This is a genomic window from Dactylosporangium darangshiense, assembly GCF_039537565.1.
Lineage (GTDB): Bacteria > Actinomycetota > Actinomycetes > Mycobacteriales > Micromonosporaceae > Dactylosporangium > Dactylosporangium darangshiense.
This window is the reverse complement of sequence record NZ_BAABAT010000034.1, coordinates 81,904-99,639: the sequence shown is the minus strand read 5'-3', so window position 1 is coordinate 99,639 and position 17,736 is coordinate 81,904. Positions and strand designations below refer to the sequence as shown.

At 71.7% G+C, this 17,736-nt stretch carries 17 protein-coding genes; 14 read left to right on the top strand and 3 right to left on the bottom strand.

Going from position 1 to position 17,736, the window contains the following annotated elements; all coding sequences use genetic code 11:
* Positions 1-56 precede the first annotated feature (56 nt).
* Positions 57-839, bottom strand: coding sequence for a hypothetical protein (locus ABD901_RS41445; RefSeq protein WP_345136141.1), 783 nt, complete (start codon positions 837-839; stop codon positions 57-59).
* Between the two features lie 66 nt (positions 840-905).
* Here ABD901_RS41445 and ABD901_RS41440 point away from each other — a divergent pair, with 66 nt between their 5' ends.
* The 10 genes from ABD901_RS41440 (at position 906) to ABD901_RS41395 (ending at position 14,225) form a co-directional block, all read left to right on the top strand.
* On the top strand, positions 906-1,637 hold the full coding sequence (locus ABD901_RS41440) for a beta-phosphoglucomutase family hydrolase (protein ID WP_345136139.1): 732 nt from the start codon (positions 906-908) through the stop codon (positions 1,635-1,637).
* Positions 1,634-3,979, top strand: coding sequence for a glycoside hydrolase family 65 protein (locus tag ABD901_RS41435; protein ID WP_345136137.1), 2,346 nt, complete (start codon positions 1,634-1,636; stop codon positions 3,977-3,979). The genes ABD901_RS41440 and ABD901_RS41435 overlap by 4 nt, the downstream gene beginning before the upstream one ends.
* A 15-nt stretch (positions 3,980-3,994) precedes the next feature.
* The gene (locus tag ABD901_RS41430; RefSeq protein ID WP_345136135.1) at positions 3,995-5,941 is read left to right on the top strand and encodes a TIGR03960 family B12-binding radical SAM protein; all 1,947 of its coding nucleotides are present in this window, start codon (positions 3,995-3,997) and stop codon (positions 5,939-5,941) included.
* Positions 5,934-6,758 carry a TIGR03936 family radical SAM-associated protein gene (locus tag ABD901_RS41425; protein ID WP_345136133.1) on the top strand — a complete coding sequence of 275 codons (825 nt, stop codon included), beginning with the start codon at positions 5,934-5,936 and terminating at the stop codon, positions 6,756-6,758. Before ABD901_RS41430 ends, ABD901_RS41425 begins: the two co-directional genes overlap by 8 nt.
* A gap of 171 nt (positions 6,759-6,929) precedes the next feature.
* A complete protein-coding gene (locus ABD901_RS41420; protein ID WP_345136131.1) occupies positions 6,930-9,698 on the top strand; it encodes an Rne/Rng family ribonuclease in 2,769 nt (922 codons plus the stop codon).
* A 149-nt stretch (positions 9,699-9,847) separates the two neighbouring features.
* Positions 9,848-10,162, top strand: a complete 315-nt coding sequence (gene rplU / locus ABD901_RS41415; protein ID WP_345136130.1) for a 50S ribosomal protein L21 — start codon at positions 9,848-9,850, stop codon at positions 10,160-10,162.
* A gap of 11 nt (positions 10,163-10,173) precedes the next feature.
* Positions 10,174-10,431: a 50S ribosomal protein L27 gene (rpmA, locus tag ABD901_RS41410; protein ID WP_345136128.1), complete on the top strand. Its 258-nt coding sequence runs from the start codon at positions 10,174-10,176 to the stop codon at positions 10,429-10,431.
* A 193-nt stretch (positions 10,432-10,624) separates the two neighbouring features.
* Positions 10,625-12,067 (top strand): GTPase ObgE, encoded by a 1,443-nt coding sequence (obgE, locus tag ABD901_RS41405; protein WP_345136126.1) that lies wholly within the window; start codon positions 10,625-10,627, stop codon positions 12,065-12,067.
* A 69-nt stretch (positions 12,068-12,136) separates the two neighbouring features.
* The gene (locus ABD901_RS41400) at positions 12,137-13,060 is read left to right on the top strand and encodes a GNAT family N-acetyltransferase (RefSeq protein WP_345136124.1); all 924 of its coding nucleotides are present in this window, start codon (positions 12,137-12,139) and stop codon (positions 13,058-13,060) included.
* 16 nt (positions 13,061-13,076) lie between these two features.
* The gene (locus ABD901_RS41395; protein ID WP_345136122.1) at positions 13,077-14,225 is read left to right on the top strand and encodes a hypothetical protein; all 1,149 of its coding nucleotides are present in this window, start codon (positions 13,077-13,079) and stop codon (positions 14,223-14,225) included.
* On the opposite strand, the gene trpS is transcribed toward ABD901_RS41395, so the two are convergent.
* Positions 14,158-15,207: a tryptophan--tRNA ligase gene (trpS, locus tag ABD901_RS41390; protein WP_345136120.1), complete on the bottom strand. Its 1,050-nt coding sequence runs from the start codon at positions 15,205-15,207 to the stop codon at positions 14,158-14,160. The two genes, ABD901_RS41395 and trpS, sit on opposite strands and share 68 nt — an antisense overlap.
* A gap of 316 nt (positions 15,208-15,523) precedes the next feature.
* On the opposite strand from trpS, the gene ABD901_RS41385 reads away from it, so the two are divergent.
* Both ABD901_RS41385 and ABD901_RS41380 read left to right on the top strand, forming a co-directional pair.
* A complete protein-coding gene (locus tag ABD901_RS41385) occupies positions 15,524-15,706 on the top strand; it encodes a hypothetical protein (protein ID WP_345136118.1) in 183 nt (60 codons plus the stop codon).
* Positions 15,706-16,242 (top strand): hypothetical protein, encoded by a 537-nt coding sequence (locus tag ABD901_RS41380; RefSeq protein ID WP_345136116.1) that lies wholly within the window; start codon positions 15,706-15,708, stop codon positions 16,240-16,242. The genes ABD901_RS41385 and ABD901_RS41380 overlap by 1 nt, the downstream gene beginning before the upstream one ends.
* A 30-nt stretch (positions 16,243-16,272) precedes the next feature.
* On the opposite strand, the gene ABD901_RS41375 is transcribed toward ABD901_RS41380, so the two are convergent.
* A complete protein-coding gene (locus tag ABD901_RS41375) occupies positions 16,273-16,491 on the bottom strand; it encodes a DUF397 domain-containing protein (protein ID WP_345136115.1) in 219 nt (72 codons plus the stop codon).
* 139 nt (positions 16,492-16,630) lie between these two features.
* Here ABD901_RS41375 and nadD point away from each other — a divergent pair, with 139 nt between their 5' ends.
* Together nadD and rsfS are read left to right on the top strand one after the other, a co-directional pair.
* Complete coding sequence (gene nadD, locus ABD901_RS41370; RefSeq protein WP_345136113.1) at positions 16,631-17,221, top strand: nicotinate-nucleotide adenylyltransferase; 591 nt, start codon at positions 16,631-16,633, stop codon at positions 17,219-17,221.
* 122 nt (positions 17,222-17,343) lie between these two features.
* A complete protein-coding gene (gene rsfS, locus ABD901_RS41365) occupies positions 17,344-17,727 on the top strand; it encodes a ribosome silencing factor (protein ID WP_344614223.1) in 384 nt (127 codons plus the stop codon).
* Positions 17,728-17,736 lie beyond the last annotated feature (9 nt).

The window sequence follows — 17,736 nt, the reverse complement described above, 5'->3', positions numbered from 1 at the left end:
ACACAGTGCGGGGAGATCGGGTGTTCCCAGCACCCGGTCTCCCCGCACTACTTCGCTCAGTCCCGGACCGTGATCGACGCCCGCAGGTTCTGCATCTTGGTCGAGGCCTCGTCGAGGCGGGTGTCCGGGAACACCGCGATCGCGATCATGCCGTGGTCCGACCAGCCGCAGATGGTGCTGGAGGCGCGGCCGGCGGCGCAGCGCTGCTCGCCGCCGAGCACCCCGGCGTCGACCTTCCGCACGTTCTGCACCTGGATCTTGGTGCCCAGCTTGCGCAGGCTCGCCTCGAGATCGCGCGAGGGGTGGGTGATGAACCGGGTGGCCCCGAAGAGCAGGACGCTGTGGCGGTCCTCGTCCCGGTAGACCGCGGTGAAGCCCTGCTCGTCGAGGTGGTCCGAGGTCAGCGCGGTCTGCAGCGAAGCGGCCGTCTGGTTCGCCGAGGCGTCGTTGACCCGGGTCAGGCCGGGCACGGGCGCCTCGAGGTTGACCGAGGCCGGGTACTGGACCCACCACTGGCGCGCCCAGGCGTACGAGGTGCCGCAGCAGCCCGCGCACAGCAGGAACATCACCAGGAGCACCCACGGCCATTTCCGCCGCCGGCGGCGCTGGAACTGCCACGGCGGGGGGATGGGGCCGGGGCGATATCCGGGCGGCGTCACCGGCACGTACTGGACCTTCGGGGGCGGTGGTGGCGGCTCGGGAGGAGCCGCCGGCAGGTCGAGGGTGTCCTCCCACTGACGGCGCCGGCGTGAACCGCCGGGTGGTACGGATGCGGAACCGACCCACGTGGGTGAGGCCGGCTGCCGCTCGGTCGGCGACTCGTCCGCCGGTTGTGTCACAACTCGAAGGCTAACGAGTGCGCGCACGCCGCGCAGAGTTCGCAGTTCGGGGCTAACGTCCAAAAGGTGCTGGGTCTACCGGATCACGTGAGCGCGTGCCTGTTCGATCTCGACGGTGTGCTGACCCCGACGGCGGTCATCCACAACAAGGCCTGGACCGCGATGTTCAACGAGTTCCTCACGGCCAGGGGCCAGCGGGAGTTCGACCCGGTCCGTGACTACAACGACTACGTGGACGGCAAGCCGCGCGAGGCGGGCGTCCGCGACTTCCTGGCCTCGCGCGACATCTCGCTGCCCGACGGCACGCCCGACGACTCGCCGGACGCGCTGACCGTCTACGGCCTGGGCAACCGCAAGAACCAGCTGCTGCTCAAGCTGCTCAAGGAGGGCGGGCTCGAGCCCTATCCGTCCTCGGTGCGGTACCTGCGGGCGGCCAGGGCGGCGGGGCTGCGGCGGGCGGTGGTGAGCTCCAGCGCCAACACGCTGCAGGTGATCACCTCGACCGGGCTGGCCGAGCTGCTCGAGGTCCGGGTCGACGGCGTCACGATCCGCGAACGCGGGCTGCGGGGCAAGCCGGCGCCGGACACCTTCCTCGAGGCGGCCCGCGAGCTGGGCGTCGAGCCCGCGAGCGCCGCCGTGTTCGAGGACGCGCTGGCCGGGGTCGCCGCCGGGCGGGCCGGCGGGTTCTTCGTCGTGGGCATCGACCGCCTCGGCGGCGAGCACGCCGCGGACCTGCGGCGAAACGGCGCCGACGTGGTGGTACCGGATGTGGAGAAGCTCCTCGAGGAGGGCTCGTGAGCGTCTTTCCTGTAGAGCCGTGGGCAATTCGCGAGCCGCGGCTCGACCTCGACACGATGGCGCAGACCGAGTCGCTGTTCGCCCTGGCCAACGGGCACATCGGGCTGCGGGGCAACCTGGACGAGGGCGAGCCCTACGGGCTGCCCGGCACCTACCTGAACTCGTTCTACGAGGAGCGCCCGCTGCCCTACGCCGAGGCCGGGTACGGCTTCCCGGAGGAGGGCCAGTCGACCCTCAACGTCACCAACGGCAAGGTGTTCCGGCTGCTGGTCGACGACGAGCCGTTCGACGTGCGCTACGGCACCCTGCACGCGCACGAGCGGGTCCTCGACCTGCGCGCCGGCACCCTGCAGCGCGACGTCGAGTGGACCTCCCCGGCCCGGCAGCGCATCAAGGTGCGCACGACCCGGCTGGTCTCGCTCGAGCAGCGCTCGGTCGCCGCGATCCTGTACGAGGTCGAGCCGGTCGAGGAGCCGGCCCGCGTGATCGTGCAGTCCGAACTGGTCGCCAACGAGGACGTGCCGACGCCGAGCAAGGACCCGCGGGTCGCCGCCGCGCTCGGGCACGCGCTGATCGCCGAGGGGCACTACGCCCACGACCTCAACGCCCAGCTGCTGCACCGCACCAACGCCAGCTGCCTGCGCCTCGGCGCCGAGATGGACCACGAGGTCTCCGCGCCCGTGCCGGTGCGCTCGGAGACCGAGGCCACCGAGGACTGGGCCCGCACCACGTTCGCCTGCGAGCTGCAGCCCGGGCAGCGGCTGCGGATCGTGAAGTACCTCGCCTACGGCTGGTCCAGCCAGCGCTCCCGGCAGGCGATCCGCGACCAGGTGCACGGCGCGATCGCCGGCGCCCGGCTCGGCGGCTGGGACGGGCTGGTCAAGTCGCAGCGCACCTACCTCGACCAGTTCTGGGCGCAGGCCGACGTCGAGGTCGACGGCGACGCCGAGATCCAGCAGGCGGTCCGCTTCGCGCTGTTCCACCTCATGCAGGCCGGCGCGCGGGCCGAGGCGCGGCCGATCGCGGCCAAGGGCCTCACCGGGCGCGGCTACGACGGGCACGTCTTCTGGGACACGGAGAGCTTCGTGCTGCCCGTCCTGACGTACACCCATCCCCAGGTCGCCCGCGACGGGCTGCGCTGGCGGCACGACACGCTCGACCTCGCCCGCGACCGGGCCCGCACGCTCGGCCTCAAGGGCGCCACGTTCCCCTGGCGCACCGTGCGCGGGCAGGAGTGCTCGGCGTACTGGCCGGCCGGCACCGCCGGGTTCCACGTCAACGCCGACATCGCCGCCGCCGTGGCGCGGTACGTGCAGGCCACCGGCGACACCCAGTTCGAGATCGACTTCGGGCTGGAGCTGCTGGTCGAGACCGCCCGGCTGTGGCGCTCGCTCGGGCACCACGACCGGCACGGCGTGTTCCACATCGACGGGGTGACCGGCCCGGACGAGTACAGCGCGATCGCCGACGACAACATCTACACCAACCTGATGGCGCAGCTGAACCTGCGCTCGGCCGCCGAGGCCGCCGAGCGGCATCCGGAGCAGGCCCGCCGCTTCGGCGTCGACGACGAGGAGATCTCCTCGTGGCTCGACGCGGCCGCGCGGATCCACCTGCCCTACGACCGGGAGCTGGGCGTGCACCAGCAGTCCGTCAACTTCACCCTGCACCAGGAGTGGGACTTCGCGAACACGCCGCCGGAGCACTATCCGCTGCTGATGCACTACCCGTACTTCGACCTGTACCGCCGCCAGGTGGTCAAGCAGGCCGACCTGGTGCTGGCCATGCACCTGCGGGGCGACGCGTTCACCCCGGAGGAGAAGGCCCGCAACTTCCACTACTACGACGAGCGCACGGTCCGTGACTCCTCGCTGTCGGCGTGCACGCAGGCGGTGATGGCCGCCGAGGTCGGCCACCCCGAGCTCGCCTACGACTACCTGGGCGAGGCCGCCTTCGTCGACCTCTACGACCTGCAGCACAACGTCGGCGACGGGCTGCACATGGCGTCGCTGGCCGGCACGTGGCTGGCGATCGTGGCCGGCTTCGGCGGCATGCGCGACTACGGCGGCGAGCTGGCGTTCATGCCGCGCCTGCCCGGCCAGCTCGACCGGCTGTGCTTCGCGGTCACCATCCGCGGCGAGGTGCTGCGCGTCACCGTCGAGCACGGCCACGCGACCTACGCCGTCGACGGCGGCGAGGTCACGCTGCGCCACCACGGCGAGGAGGTCACCGTGCGCGAGGGCGAGCCCGTCACGCTGCGCATCCCCGCCCCGCACCCGGCCACTCCGCCCCCGGTGCAACCCCGGGGCAGGGCGCCGCATCGTCGGAAGCGCGAGGTGTAGGTACCCTGGTATTCCGTGAGTGTGACGAGCGTCTTCGCCCAACTCGAGCGACTGCTGCCCCGGATCAGCAAACCGATCCAATACGTCGGCGGTGAGCTCGGCGCGGTCGTCAAGGACTGGGACGCCGTCACCGTGCGCTGGGCACTGTCCTACCCCGACGCCTACGAGGTCGGGCTGCCCAACCAGGGCGTGCAGATCCTCTACGAGGTGCTCAACGAGCAGCCCGACGTGCTCGCCGAGCGCACCTATGCCGTGTGGCCCGACCTCGAGCAGCTCATGCGCGCCGAGGGCGTGCCGCAGTTCACCGTGGACGCACACCGGCCGGTCGGCGCGTTCGACCTGTTCGGCGTGTCGTTCGCCACCGAGCTGGGCTACACCAACCTGCTCAACATGCTCGACCTGGCCGGCATCCCGCTCGACGCGCGCGAGCGGGACGAGCGGCACCCGATCGTGGTCGCCGGCGGCCACGCGGCCTTCAACCCGGAGCCGATCGCCGACTTCATCGACGCCGCCGTGCTCGGCGACGGCGAGGAGGCGGTCCTCGAGATCACCGCGATCGTGCGCAAGTGGAAGGCCGAGGGCGAGCCCGGCGGCCGCGACGAGCTGCTGCTGCGCCTCGCGCGGACCGAGTCGGTGTACGTGCCGCGCTTCTACGACGTCGACTACCTGCCCGACGGGCGCATCCAGCGGATCGTGCCCAACCGCGCCGACGTGCCCTTCCGGGTGCACAAGCGCACAACCATGGACCTCGACGCCTGGCCCTACCCCAAGCGGCCGCTGGTGCCGCTGGCCGAGACGGTGCACGAGCGCTACGCGGTGGAGATCTTCCGCGGGTGTACTCGGGGATGCCGCTTCTGCCAGGCCGGGATGATCACGCGGCCGGTCCGCGAGCGCAGCATCACCACCGTGGGGCAGATGGTCAAGGAGGGCCTGGAGTTCTCCGGCTTCCACGAGGTGGGGCTGCTGTCGCTCTCCTCGGCCGACCACTCCGAGATCGGCGACATGTGCTCCGGCCTCGCGCAGCAGTACGAGGGGACCAACGTCTCGCTGTCGCTGCCCTCGACGCGGGTCGACGCGTTCAACGTGACGCTCGCCCAGGAGCTCTCCCGCAACGGGCGGCGCACGGGCCTCACCTTCGCGCCCGAGGGCGGCTCCGAGCGGATCCGCCAGGTGATCAACAAGATGGTCACCGAGGAGGACCTGATCCGCACGGTCGTCACGGCGTACACCAACGGCTGGCGGCAGGTGAAGCTGTACTTCATGTGCGGCCTGCCCACCGAGACCGACGAGGACGTGCTGCAGATCGCCAAGCTCGCGCACGAGGTGATCAGGGCCGGCCGGGAGGCCACCGGGTCGCGGGACATCCGCTGCACGGTGTCGATCGGCGGGTTCGTGCCCAAGCCGCACACCCCGTTCCAGTGGGCGAGCATGACCGAGCCGGAGGTCATCGACCGGCGGCTCAAGGCCCTCAAGGACGCGATCAACTCCGACCGGTCGCTGGGCAAGGCGATCGGGTACCGCTACCACGACGGCGAGCCTTCGCAGGTCGAGGCCCTGCTCAGCCGCGGCGACCGGCGCGTCGGCGCGGTGATCCGCCGCGTCTGGGAGAACGGCGGGCGCTTCGACGGCTGGTCGGAGCATTTCTCGTTCCAGCGCTGGACCGACGCGGCGGCCGAGGTGCTGCCCGAGTTCGGGGTGGACCTGGCGTGGTTCACCACCCGCGAGCGCGAGCAGAACGAGGTCCTGCCCTGGGACCACCTGGACTCCGGGCTGGACAAGGACTGGCTCTGGCAGGACTGGCAGGACGCCCTGACCGGCTACGAGCAGGACGACTGCCGCTGGACGCCGTGCTTCGACTGCGGCGTCTGCCCCAGCCAGGACACCGAGATCCAGATCGGCCCGACCGGCCGCAAGCTGCTGCCGCTCACCCCGGTGGCCGGGCTGCGGGTGCCCCATGCCTAAGCGCCAGCCCGAGAGCAACCAGGAGCCCGTCGTTCAGCGGATCCGGCTGCGGTACGCCAAGCGCGGCCCACTTCGCTTCACGTCGCACCGCGACTTCGCCCGCGCGTTCGAGCGGGCGCTGCTGCGGGCCAACGTCCCGATCGCCTACTCGCAGGGCTTCACCCCGCACCCGAAGGTCTCCTACGCCAGCGCCGCGCCGACCGGGGTGGCCAGCGAGGCGGAGTACCTGGAGATCGGCCTGCGGGCCGTGGTCGACCCGGCGCAGCTGCGGGTCGCCCTCGACGCGGCGCTCTCGCCCGGCCTCGACGTGCTCGAGGCGGTCGAGTCGCCGCTCACCGGCGGGGGCAGCCTCGCCGACCGGATCGACGCCTCCACCTGGCGCATCGAGCTGCCCGGCGTGGCGGCGCACGAGGCCGCCGTCGCCGTGCGCGCGTTCCTCGACGCGCCCGAGGTGCTCGTCGAGCGCCTCACCAAGCAGGGCCGCCGGACCTTCGACACGCGGGTTGCGGTGGTGAAACTCGCCTGCTCCGATCTTGAACTTCTGTCGGATTCCCCTCCCGGTGACGTACCTTCCGAGGTCACCGACATACCGTGTGCGATACTCGACCTTGTCGTGCGGCAGGTAACCCCGACCGTGCGACCCGACGATGTGCTGTCCGGTCTGCGCGTAGTAGCTGACCTGGAGCCGCCGGTACCGCCCCGTGCGACCCGACTGGCTCAGGGAGTGCTGACCGAGCAGGGCGACCTCGTCGATCCGCTCGCCCAGTTCGGCGACGCGGATCGGCCGGCGGCCGTCGTCGGGACTTCGTCGCTGTAGACGACGGGCGATTCGCCAGGTGGCGGGCCGCCGGTCGCCGGGCGCGAGGTTGGCAGACTTTCGACGGATCGTCCGCGTCGCGGATACCTCCGCCGGCACAACATATATGCGGTGCCCCCGTGTGGCTGCGTTGTTACGCGCCCGGGAGCGCCAGAACTGGAGAACGTCCGCATGTTCGACAACGAGTCGGCGAGCGGCGACACCACCGGCGAAGAGCCGGTGGTCGCTGCCGCAGCCAGCGAGACCGAGACCCCCGTCCGCCGCACGCGGCGCCGCACGACGAAGGCTGCCGCCGAACCCCCTGCCGCTGAACCTGCTGCCGAACCTCCGGCCGAGATCGAACCCGCAGCCGCCCCCGCTCCGGTGAAGGCCACGCGCCGCCGCCGGAAGGTGACGGAGGGGGCCGAATCGGGCGATTCGGCGCAGCAGGCGCTGCCCATCGAGGAACCGGCCGCGCCGCCCGTGAAGGCGACCAGGACCCGGCGCAGCCGCGCCAAGGTCGTCGAGGAGCCGTCACCCGAGGAAATGCCGATCGCGGAACTGCCGCTCGAGGAGCCGGTCGCCGAGCTTCTCGAGGAGCCGGACGAAGAGGCGGTCGAGACCCCCGAGGAGCTCGAGCCGCTGGTCGTGCAGGAGGAGCCGGAGCCCGAGCCGCCGGCCCGCCGGGGCCGCCGCGCCGCGCCCGTCCAGCTGCTGTTCATGCCGCCGAGCGAGCAGGTCGCCCCCGTGCGCCCGGAGCCCGTCGAGGACGTGGAGTACGCCGAGGAGGAGCCGGCCGCGCGTACCCGCCGCCGGCGCCGTGGCCGCGCCGCGGCCGAGGAGGTCTTCGTCGAGGAGCCGGCCGAGGTCGCCGAGGAGCTCGAGGCGCCCGCCGAGGTCGACGAGGCCGAGGTGGACGAGGACGAAGAGGAAGAGGGCTTCGAGGGTGGCGTGCGCCGCCGTCGCCGCCGCGGCCGCCGCGGCCGTGGCCGTGGGCGGGGCCCCGCCGGCGAGGAGCTGGACGAGGCGGACGCCGAGGCCGAGGAGGCCGACGAGGAGGCCGCCGCCGAAGAGGTGGAGGCCGCCGCCGAGGACGAGGGCGAGGACGACGGCGAGGGGCTGACCCGCCGCCGGCGCCGCCGTCGCCGCAAGGGCTCCGCCGATGCCGAGGCCGCCGACGACCCGCACGTGGTCGTGAAGATCCGCGAGCCGCGCACCGCTACCCGCGAGCGGGACGAGGTGCAGGGCGTCTCCGGGTCGACCCGCCTGGAGGCCAAGCGCCAGCGTCGCCGGGACGGCCGCGAGCAGCGCCGCACCCGCCCGCCGATCCTCAGCGAGTCCGAGTTCCTGGCCCGCCGCGAGGCGGTCGACCGCTCCATGGTCATCCGCCAGAAGAACGACCGCACCCAGATCGCCGTGCTCGAGGACAAGGTGCTCGTCGAGCACTACGTCACCCGGGCGTCGTCGAGCTCGATGGTCGGCAACGTCTACCTCGGCCGGGTGCAGAACGTGCTGCCCAGCATGGAGGCGGCGTTCGTCGACATCGGCCGGGGCCGCAACGCCGTGCTCTACGCCGGCGAGGTCAACTGGGACGCCACCGGCCTGGAGGGGCGCACCCGCACGATCGAGCAGGCGCTCAAGAGCGGCGACTCGGTGCTCGTGCAGGTCACCAAGGACCCCATCGGCACCAAGGGCGCCCGCCTGACCAGCCACATCGCGCTGTCCGGGCGGCACCTGGTGTACGTGCCCAACGGCAACGCCTCCGGTATCAGCCGGAAGCTGTCGGACGTGGAGCGCAAGCGCCTGCGCGACGTGCTCAAGAACCTCGTGCCCGACGGCGCCGGTGTGATCGTGCGCACGGCGGCCGAGGGTGCCTCCGAGGACGACCTGGCCCGCGACGTGAAGCGGCTGCAGGCGCAGTGGGAGGCGATCCAGGAGAAGTCCCGGGGCAGCAGCGCGCCGGCCCTGCTGTACGAGGAGCCCGAGCTCGTCGTGCGGGTCGTGCGCGACCTGTTCAACGAGGACTTCCGCGACCTGGTGATCCAGGGCAGCGACGCGTTCGAGTCGGTCGAGCCCTACCTGTCGCACGTCTCGCCGGACCTCGTCGACCGGGTGCACCGCTACACGGGCACCGGCGACGTCTTCGCCGACCTGCGCATCGACGAGCAGCTGATCAAGGCGCTGGACCGGCGGGTGTTCCTGCCCTCCGGCGGCAGCCTGGTCATCGACCGCACCGAGGCGATGACCGTGATCGACGTCAACACCGGCAAGTACACCGGCGCCGGCGGCAACCTCGAGGAGACGGTCACCCGCAACAACCTCGAGGCGGCCGAGGAGATCGTCCACCAGCTGCGCCTGCGCGACCTCGGCGGCATCATCGTCATCGACTTCATCGACATGGTCCTGGAGTCCAACCGCGAGCTGGTGCTGCGCCGGCTGACCGAGTGCCTGGGCCGGGACCGGACCAAGCACCAGGTCACCGAGATCACCTCGCTCGGGCTGGTCCAGATGACCCGCAAGCGGGTCGGGCAGGGCCTGCTCGAGGCCTTCAGCGAGACCTGCGAGGTCTGCAAGGGCCGCGGCCTGATCATCCACACCGAGCCGATCCCCGAGAAGCGCGCCGTCGGCGCGGGCGGGCACGGCCACGCCGTGGCCAAGGTCGCCACCGCGGCCGCCGCACCGGGCGTCACCAGCGGCGTGGAGGAGGCCGACGCCCCCGCGCCGCGCAGCCGCCGGCGCGGCCGCAGGGGCGCCACCGCGGTCGCCGAGGAGGCCCCTGCGGAGGTCGACGGCGTCGAGGCACCGCACGTGGTCGAGGACGTCCAGGAGGAGGCGGAGTACACGCCGATCGCCTCCGAGGACGACCCCGACAACGTCGAGGAGGACGAGGACGAGTCCGCGGGCAACGGCGCCCGCCGACGGACCCGCCGGGGCGGCGTACGCCGCCGGACCCGGCCCTGATTTTGGGAGTACGCCGGCCATGGCGTACTCTCATCAAAGCGCACTTTCGTGCGCGGGGTCTTTGCGTGCCGGTGTAATGCCTCAGGTTGAAGCACCGAAACACGCGACCCGCCTAGCCCGCCCGTAGCTACGACAGGAGTCCGCGTCCCATGTACGCGATCGTCAAGACCGGCGGCAAGCAGTACAAGGTCGCCGAGGGCGATGTGATCGAGGTCGAGAAGCTCGCGGGCGAGCCGGGCGATGCGCTGACGCTCTCCGCGGTCCTGCTTGTCGACGGCGAGGATCTCATCACCGACGCTGCCAAGCTTGCCAGTGCCGCGGTGACCGCTGAGGTCGTTGCGCACACCAAGGGTCCGAAGATCCGGATCCACAAGTTCAAGAACAAGACCGGCTACCACAAGCGTCAGGGTCACCGTCAGCCGCTGACCCAGGTCAAGGTCACCGGCATCTCCACCGGGAAGTAGGGCCAAGCGCCATGGCACACAAAAAGGGTGCGTCCAGCTCGCGGAACGGGCGCGACTCCGCCGCCCAGCGGCTCGGCGTGAAGCGTTTCGGCGGCCAGCTGGTCAACGCCGGCGAGATCATCATCCGCCAGCGCGGGACCAAGTTCCACCCGGGCGAGCTCGTCGGCCGCGGTGGCGACGACACGCTCTTCGCGCTCGCCGCCGGTCACGTGACCTTCGGCACCAAGCGCGGCCGCAAGACGGTCAGCATCACGCTGGCCGAGGGCTGAGTTCGAACGTTCGCGCGGCGGGCAGGGGGCATACGCGCCCCCGGCCCGCCGTTGCTGTTGTCGGGGTTTCTTCTGCTCTTGGCACCGCGGACGCCGCAGGGAGATGCGTCAAGCATCGACCGGTGTCTGACGGGAGCAACGGTCGTGCGTTGCACGGACCGGAGCCATGAACTGCTTTTGAAAGGTTGTCACCGTGACCTCGTTCGTTGACCGGGCCGTGCTGCACGTGAAGGCCGGCGACGGCGGTCACGGCTGCGTGTCCATCCACCGGGAGAAGTTCAAGCCGTTCGGCGGCCCCGACGGCGGCGACGGCGGGCACGGCGGCAGCGTCACGCTGATCGTCGACGCCGGCGTGCATACGCTGCTCGACTTCCACTTCCACCCGCACCAGAGGGCCCGCAACGGCAACGGCGGGGCCGGGAACGACCGTGACGGCGCCAACGGCGACACGCTCACCCTGCGGGTGCCCGACGGCACCGTCGTGCAGACCCTCGACGGTGAGGTCCTCGCCGATCTCGTCGGCGTCGGCACCCAGTTCGAGCTCGCCCGCGGTGGCCGGGGCGGGCGCGGCAACGCCTCGCTGGCCAGCACCCGCCGCAAGGCGCCCGGCTTCGCCGAGCTGGGCGAGCCCGGCGAGCAGCTCGACGTGGTGCTCGAGCTCAAGAGCGTCGCCGACGTGGGCCTGGTCGGCTTCCCGTCGGCCGGCAAGTCGTCGCTGATCGCGGCCATCTCCGCGGCCCGGCCGAAGATCGCCGACTACCCGTTCACCACCCTCGTGCCAAACCTCGGCGTCGTGCAGGCCGGCGACGAGACCTTCACGGTCGCCGACGTGCCCGGCCTGATCCCGGGCGCCGCCACCGGCAAGGGCCTGGGCCTGGAGTTCCTGCGGCACATCGAACGCACCGCGGTGCTCGTGCACGTCATCGACACGGCGGCGCTGGAGACCGAGCGCGACCCGCTGTCCGACATCGACGCCATCGAGGCGGAGCTGGACGCGTACGGCGGGCTCGAGGACCGGCCCCGGCTCGTCGTGCTCAACAAGATCGACGTGCCCGACGGGCGCGACCTCGCCGACATCGTGCGCCCCGAGCTCGAGGCCCGCGGCCTGGCGGTGCACACCGTCAGCGCCGTCACCCACGAGGGGCTGCGCGAGCTCGTCTTCGCCATGGCCGAGCAGGTCAAGCAGCACCGGCTGGCCGCGCCGGCGGTCGAGCGCACCCGGATCATCCTGCGCCCGGTCGCCGTCGACGACAGCGGCTTCACCATCGAGCGCGACGCCGAGGGCGTCTACGTGGTGCGCGGCGGCGCGCCGGAGCGCTGGGTGCGCCAGACGAACTTCGACAACGACGAGGCCGTCGGGTATCTTGCCGACCGCCTCGCCCGGCTGGGCGTCGAGGTCGGGCTGAAGAAGGCCGGCGCCGAGCCCGGCGATCCGGTTCGAATTGGCGTCCATGAATTCGATTGGCAGCCCAACGCGTTTGTCGAGGAGGAGTTCGTGCCCGGCAACCGGGGCACCGACTACCGCCTCGAGGACCCGAACAAGCGGGTCGGAGCGGCCGAGCGCAAGGCCATGCGGGCGGCGCGGCGCCGCCCGTTCGAGGAGCTGGAAGATTCACCCGCGGGGGACGATTTTTAACCCACCGCGCAACGAGACTCGACGGTCGAGTGAAACATCGGGGAAACGGATAGTGCGTACCGTCGTCCCATGTTGATCGAGCATCGTCCATCGGGCGACTCGGAGGTGATCGCGCTCGTCGTCGACCAGCAGGTCGAGCTGCGCGCGCGCGACGGTGGCCGGGAGGGCCACGTGTACGCGGTCGACCCGGCCGCCCGGTATCTGGTCGCGGTCGCCGGCGGGGACGCCGTTGCCTGCGGCGCGCTGCTCCCGATCGACATCGACGCCGCCGAGGTGACCCGGCTGTACGTGCGCCCGGCGTACCGTGGCCGCGGCCTCGCCCGGCGGATGCTCGCCGCGCTCGAGGACCTCGCCGCGTCGCGCGGCCACCGCGTGCTGCGGGTCGAGGCGAACGTCACCTCGCCGGAGGCCATCTCGCTGTTCCTGGGCGCCGGCTACCGGCCCATCACGCGGTTCGGACGCTACGTGAAGTACGAGAGCAGCCGCTGCTTCGAGAAGCGCTTCGACGACGCCGGTCGCGACGTCCGGGTGGTCCGCCGCAGCAGCGCCGACCCGGCCGTCTCCGAGCTGGTCGCGCTGTCGGGCGACGAGGCGGCCAACCGCTACGGCAGCCCCGACGCGCGGCGGTTCCCGGTCGACCCGCTCGCCCGGTTCGTGCTGGCCACCGTCGACGGCGTCGCCGCCGGCTGCGGCGGGATCCAGCCGCTGGACGACCAGACCGTCGAGGTCAAGCGCATGTACGTGCGGCCGGCGTACCGCGGCAACGGCCTCGCCCGGCGGGTGCTCGCGGCGCTGGAGGACCTCGCCGCGGGATCGCACTATTCGCTCATCCGGCTCGAAACCGGGCAACGGCAGCCCGAGTCCATACGGCTGTACGAATCGGCCGGTTACCGACCGATTCCGCCGTATGGGCCGTACGTACACAGCCGGCTCAGCCTGTGCTACGAAAAACTCGTGATTGCGACGGAGCCCATCGCGTCCGAGCTCGCCTGAGGCTAGTGTCTGGTCGGTGGGCATCCTCGAGCGGCTGACCCGACCGGCCCGTTCACCACGGGAGCGCTTCGCCGACCAGGTCCTGGCGGAGCTGCGCAGACTCGGATTCACCGACGCCGAATTCCGCCCGACCCAGTTCGCCATCGTCTGCGAATGCGGCCAGGACGCGTACAGCACACTCTTCCTTTCGAAGGCCTTCACGCAGTACCAACGCAATACCGGCGACCGCAAGCAGTTCGTGCGGGAGTTCGTGGCGCACAGCCTCGCGCCGCCGGTCCAGCCGGAGTCCTTCGCCGAGGCGCTGCCGGACCTGCGGCTCGCCCTGCGCCACGCCGCGCGCGGCACCCGCACGCTGCGCCGCCCGGCGCTGCCGCACCTCGATGAGGTCGTGCTCGTGGGTGACGTGCCGCTGGACATCGACAGCCCCGGCCGGTGGGGGGTGAGCTCGGAGGAGATCTTCGCCGCGGCCCATCACCGCACCCTGGCCCGCGCCGACCTGCCGGCCTCGGCGGGCTTCTTCGGTCCTTCGGTACTCCATGTGCCCGACTACGGCGGCGAGCAGCTGGTCTCGTGGGTGCTGCTGGACGGCTGGCTCGCCGAGCTCGACGAGCAGGTCGGCGGGCGCGCCGTCGCGTTCCTGCCCAGCACGCTCATGCTGCTGGTCTGCGCCGACGAGCCGCGCCTGGTCGAGCAGCTGTTCGAGCTGGCCAGCGACGAGTACGCGCGCACGCCGCGGCCGCTGTCGCCGATGGCGTACACGACCGACGACGAGGGGCGCGTCGTGCCGTTCCTGCCGCCGCGCGGGCACCCGGCCCACCCGGCCGCGGCGCGGGCCGCCCGGCGGCTCGCGGTCGACGTCGCCGAGCACCAGCGGCGCACCCTGGGCGACCCGCGGCTGGCCGAGGCCGCCCTCGCCACCCGGCCGGACGGGTCGGCGTTCACGTCCGCGCTGTGGGCGGTCGGCACGCCGGCCCTGCTGCCCGCCGTCGACCTGGTGGGCGTGTCCGTGCCGGGCGAGAAGGTGTTCCACGTCCCGTGGGCGCTGCTCGTGGAGGCCGATCTGCTCGTCGAGGAGATCGACTATCGGCCGGCCCGCTTCAGCGCGGTGCCGGTGCCGTCGCCGGCGTCGCTGGGCTACCTGCGGGAACGGGCCGTGCGGTTCTGACGGTGTGCCTGCTGAGGCCCATCGCGCTCTTGACCCGTTGCACCGTTGCGTCGGCCCGCTCCCGGGCCCGGTCGGCCCCCTGTTCGAGCGCCGTTTCGATGTCGGATTCGGTGAGTTCGTGGTACCGGCGCTGGATCGGCTCCAGCATCGCGATCACGGCGTCGGCGGTGGCCGCCTTGAGGCTGCCATAGCTGTGGTACTGCGGTGCGATGCGTTCGGGCGCCTCGCCCGTGCACGCCGAGAGCAGGTCGAGCAGGTTGGAGACGCCCGGCTTGCGCTCCGGGTCGTAGCCGACCTCGGTGCCCGCGTCCGTCACCGCCCGCATGATCTTGCGGCGCAGCACGTCGGGCGGGTCGAGCAGGAACAGCACCCCGTTGGTCGAGGCGTTGGTCTTGCCCATCTTGGCGGTCGGGTCGGCGAGGTCGGCCACGCGCGCGGCCACCTCCGGCAGGACGGCCCGCGGAACGGTGAACACCGGGCCGTAGCGCTCGTTGAAGCGCAGCGCGAGATCGCGGGTGAGCTCGACGTGCTGGCGCTGGTCGCGGCCGACGGGCACCTCGGCGATGTCGTGCAGCAGGATGTCGGCGGCCATGAGCACGGGGTAGGTGAGCAGCGACAGGCGGGTGCCGCTGCCGCCGCCCTTCTCCTTGAACTGGATCATGCGGTGCACCTCGCCGTAGCCCGCGACGCACTCCAGCAGGTAGTGCAGCTCCGCGTGGGCGGGCAGGTCGGACTGCCGGTAGAGCACCGAGCGCCGCGGGTCGACGCCGGCGGCCAGCAGCAGGCCCGCGACCTGCAGGGACAGCTCTCGCAGGCGATGCGGATCGTGCGGCACCGTGAGGGCGTGCAGGTCGGCGACGAACACCACGGTGGGCTGGGCGTGCTGGCCCCGCACGACCGGGGCGATCGCGCCGAGGTAGTTGCCGAGCTGCAGCGCGCCGGTCGGCTTGAACCCCGAGATGCGGCGGTCGGTGTGTGACATGTGACTCGTTCCCTCCTGGTTTGGGGCCGGAGGCCGAGCGGGTGCCACGCACGAAAAGACCGCCCGACCCGGGCGGCCCTTGGTGATGTTGGGGATGTCGCGATGCGCGCGAAGTTCGGCCGCCCCTAGGGGGCGCGCCAGCTGAGCTGTCGGACGGTGCGCGGCGACATGGCGACAACAGTAGCACCGCAAGTGCGCCGCGGCGGGGCCCCGCTGGCCCCTCCCAAGCGGCGTTTTCTGGTGTTCGCTGTGGTGCGTGCGCCGGGAACTTCGCGTCGAGCGGTCCCGGCGGGGCGAGCAAGCGGGGGAGGGACCTGTGCATCGCAACACGGATGACGACAACGACGAGATGCGGGCCTGGCTGCGGCTGGAGTGCCCGGTGTGCCGGGGCTGGCTCGGCATACCGGCGGACGTGCCGCGGGGGCCGGCGGCGCAGCGGGTGGCGCGGCGGATCGACGCGTTCACGCACCGGCACCGGGGCTGCGGGGGTGCGCTGTGATGCGTGCGCGGCAGTTCCGGCTGCTGATCGCGGACGGACCGGTCGACACGGCCGCGGACGCGCTGTTCGACCGGGCCCGCGACCTGTGCGTGGAGGTGATGCCGTCCGGCCTCGGCTGTTCCGGAGCTTCGCGTGCGGGCTCCGGGGTGGTCGCCTGGGTGGCGTTCGACCGGGTGGCGCCGACGCTGATCGACGCGGTCGCCTCCGGTGTGCGGGATCTCGACGCGGCCGGCCTCGGCATCGCGGCCGCCGTCGCCGACGACTCGCTGGTCACGGCGGAGACGATCGCGGAGCGGGTGGACCGGCCCGTGCCGGCGGTGCGCTCCTGGGGCCTGCCGGGGGTCGTGCGGGCGCATCCGCGGCGGCCGGTGTACGACTGGCCGGAGGTCCTCGAGTGGCTCTCGGAGCGCGTCGCGGTGCTGGACGACCCGGCCTGTCAGGACGCGACGTTCGAGGCGGTGACGCTCACGCTGCAGGTGCGCGCGCTCGCGCCGCGGCTCGAACGCCTGACGCCGCTGCGGTCGTTGCTCATGTGAGTCCTCGGGCCGCCCGTTCGGTGGCGGGCGTCAGACGTCGAACTCGCCGTCCTTGGCGCCCGCCACGAACGCGTCCCACTCCGACTGGGTGAACACCAGGATGGGACTGTCCGGTTCGGCGCCGTTGCGCAGCCCGATGAGATCATCGACGAAGGCCACCTCGACGCGGCTGCCGTGGCTGTCGCCGGGCGCGGACCGCCAGACGGCGCGCGAGTTGTCGAAGTCGCCTTTCGGGTGTGACAACGTCATGTGCGTCACGCTACCGCCGCCCTCGGCTCGTGGTTGCCGCGCCCCTTGGCTTTCAGCCTTACGGTCGCTCCGGCCGCTGACATGGGCTGTGATGTGCGGCACCCGGTCGTCCGGACGTTGCGATCATTACGATGCCATGATGCGTGTGGGCATCATGGGCGGCACCTTCGACCCGATCCACCACGGGCACCTCGTGGCCGCCAGCGAGGTGGCCGACCTGTTCGGGCTGGACGAGGTCGTCTTCGTGCCGACCGGGGAGCCGTGGCAGAAGAGCGAGGCCACGGTCAGCCCGGCCGAGGAGCGGTATCTCATGACCGTCATCGCCACCGCCAGCAACCCGCGCTTCACGGTGAGCCGCGTCGATATCGACCGTGGCGGCCCGACGTACACGGTGGACACGCTGCGCGACCTGAGCACGCTCTACGGCGAGCACACCGACCTGTTCTTCATCACCGGCGCCGACGCGCTGGGCAAGATCCTGTCGTGGAAGGACGCCACGGACCTCTTCGAGCTGGCGCACTTCGTCGGCGTGACGCGCCCTGGCTTCGAGCTCAACGCCGAGCACCTGCCAGCCGATCGGGTGAGCCTGGTGCAGGTCCCCGCGATGGCGATCTCCTCGACCGACTGCCGCCGCCGCGTCGAGGAGGGCAAGCCGGTCTGGTATCTGGTGCCGGACGGCGTGGTGCAGTACATCGCAAAGCGCGGTTTGTACCGAAAGCACGGTTCGTAGGTGAAAGTTGCTGTTTGTCGGTGAAAAGTCGGGAACATCCGAGAGGCAAAATGTCGTACGGGCGTGAGAGGCTGGAACGAGCCCGGTGAAGGTGGCCGGGGTGGTTCGACGAAGGGAGTCCGGTGCCCGCCACTGAGCGTGCCCGCGAGCTGGCGCTCACCGCTGCGCAGGCGGCCGCCGACAAGAAGGCCGAAGACATCGTCATCCTCGACGTGGCCGACCAGCTGGTCATCACCGACGCGTTCCTGCTCGCCTCGGCGCCGAACGAGCGCCAGGTCCTCTCGATCGTCGACGCGATCGAGGAGCGCCTGGTCCAGCTGCCGGAGAAGGCGAAGCCGGTGCGCCGCGAGGGCGAGCGCGGTGGGCGCTGGGTGCTGCTGGACTACGTGGACATCGTGGTGCACGTGCAGCACACCGAGGAGCGGGAGTTCTACGCCTTGGATCGGCTGTGGAAGGACTGCCCGCAGATCGAGTTCGTGGATCGCGACCTGCCGGCCTCCGCGTGACCGCTGCGG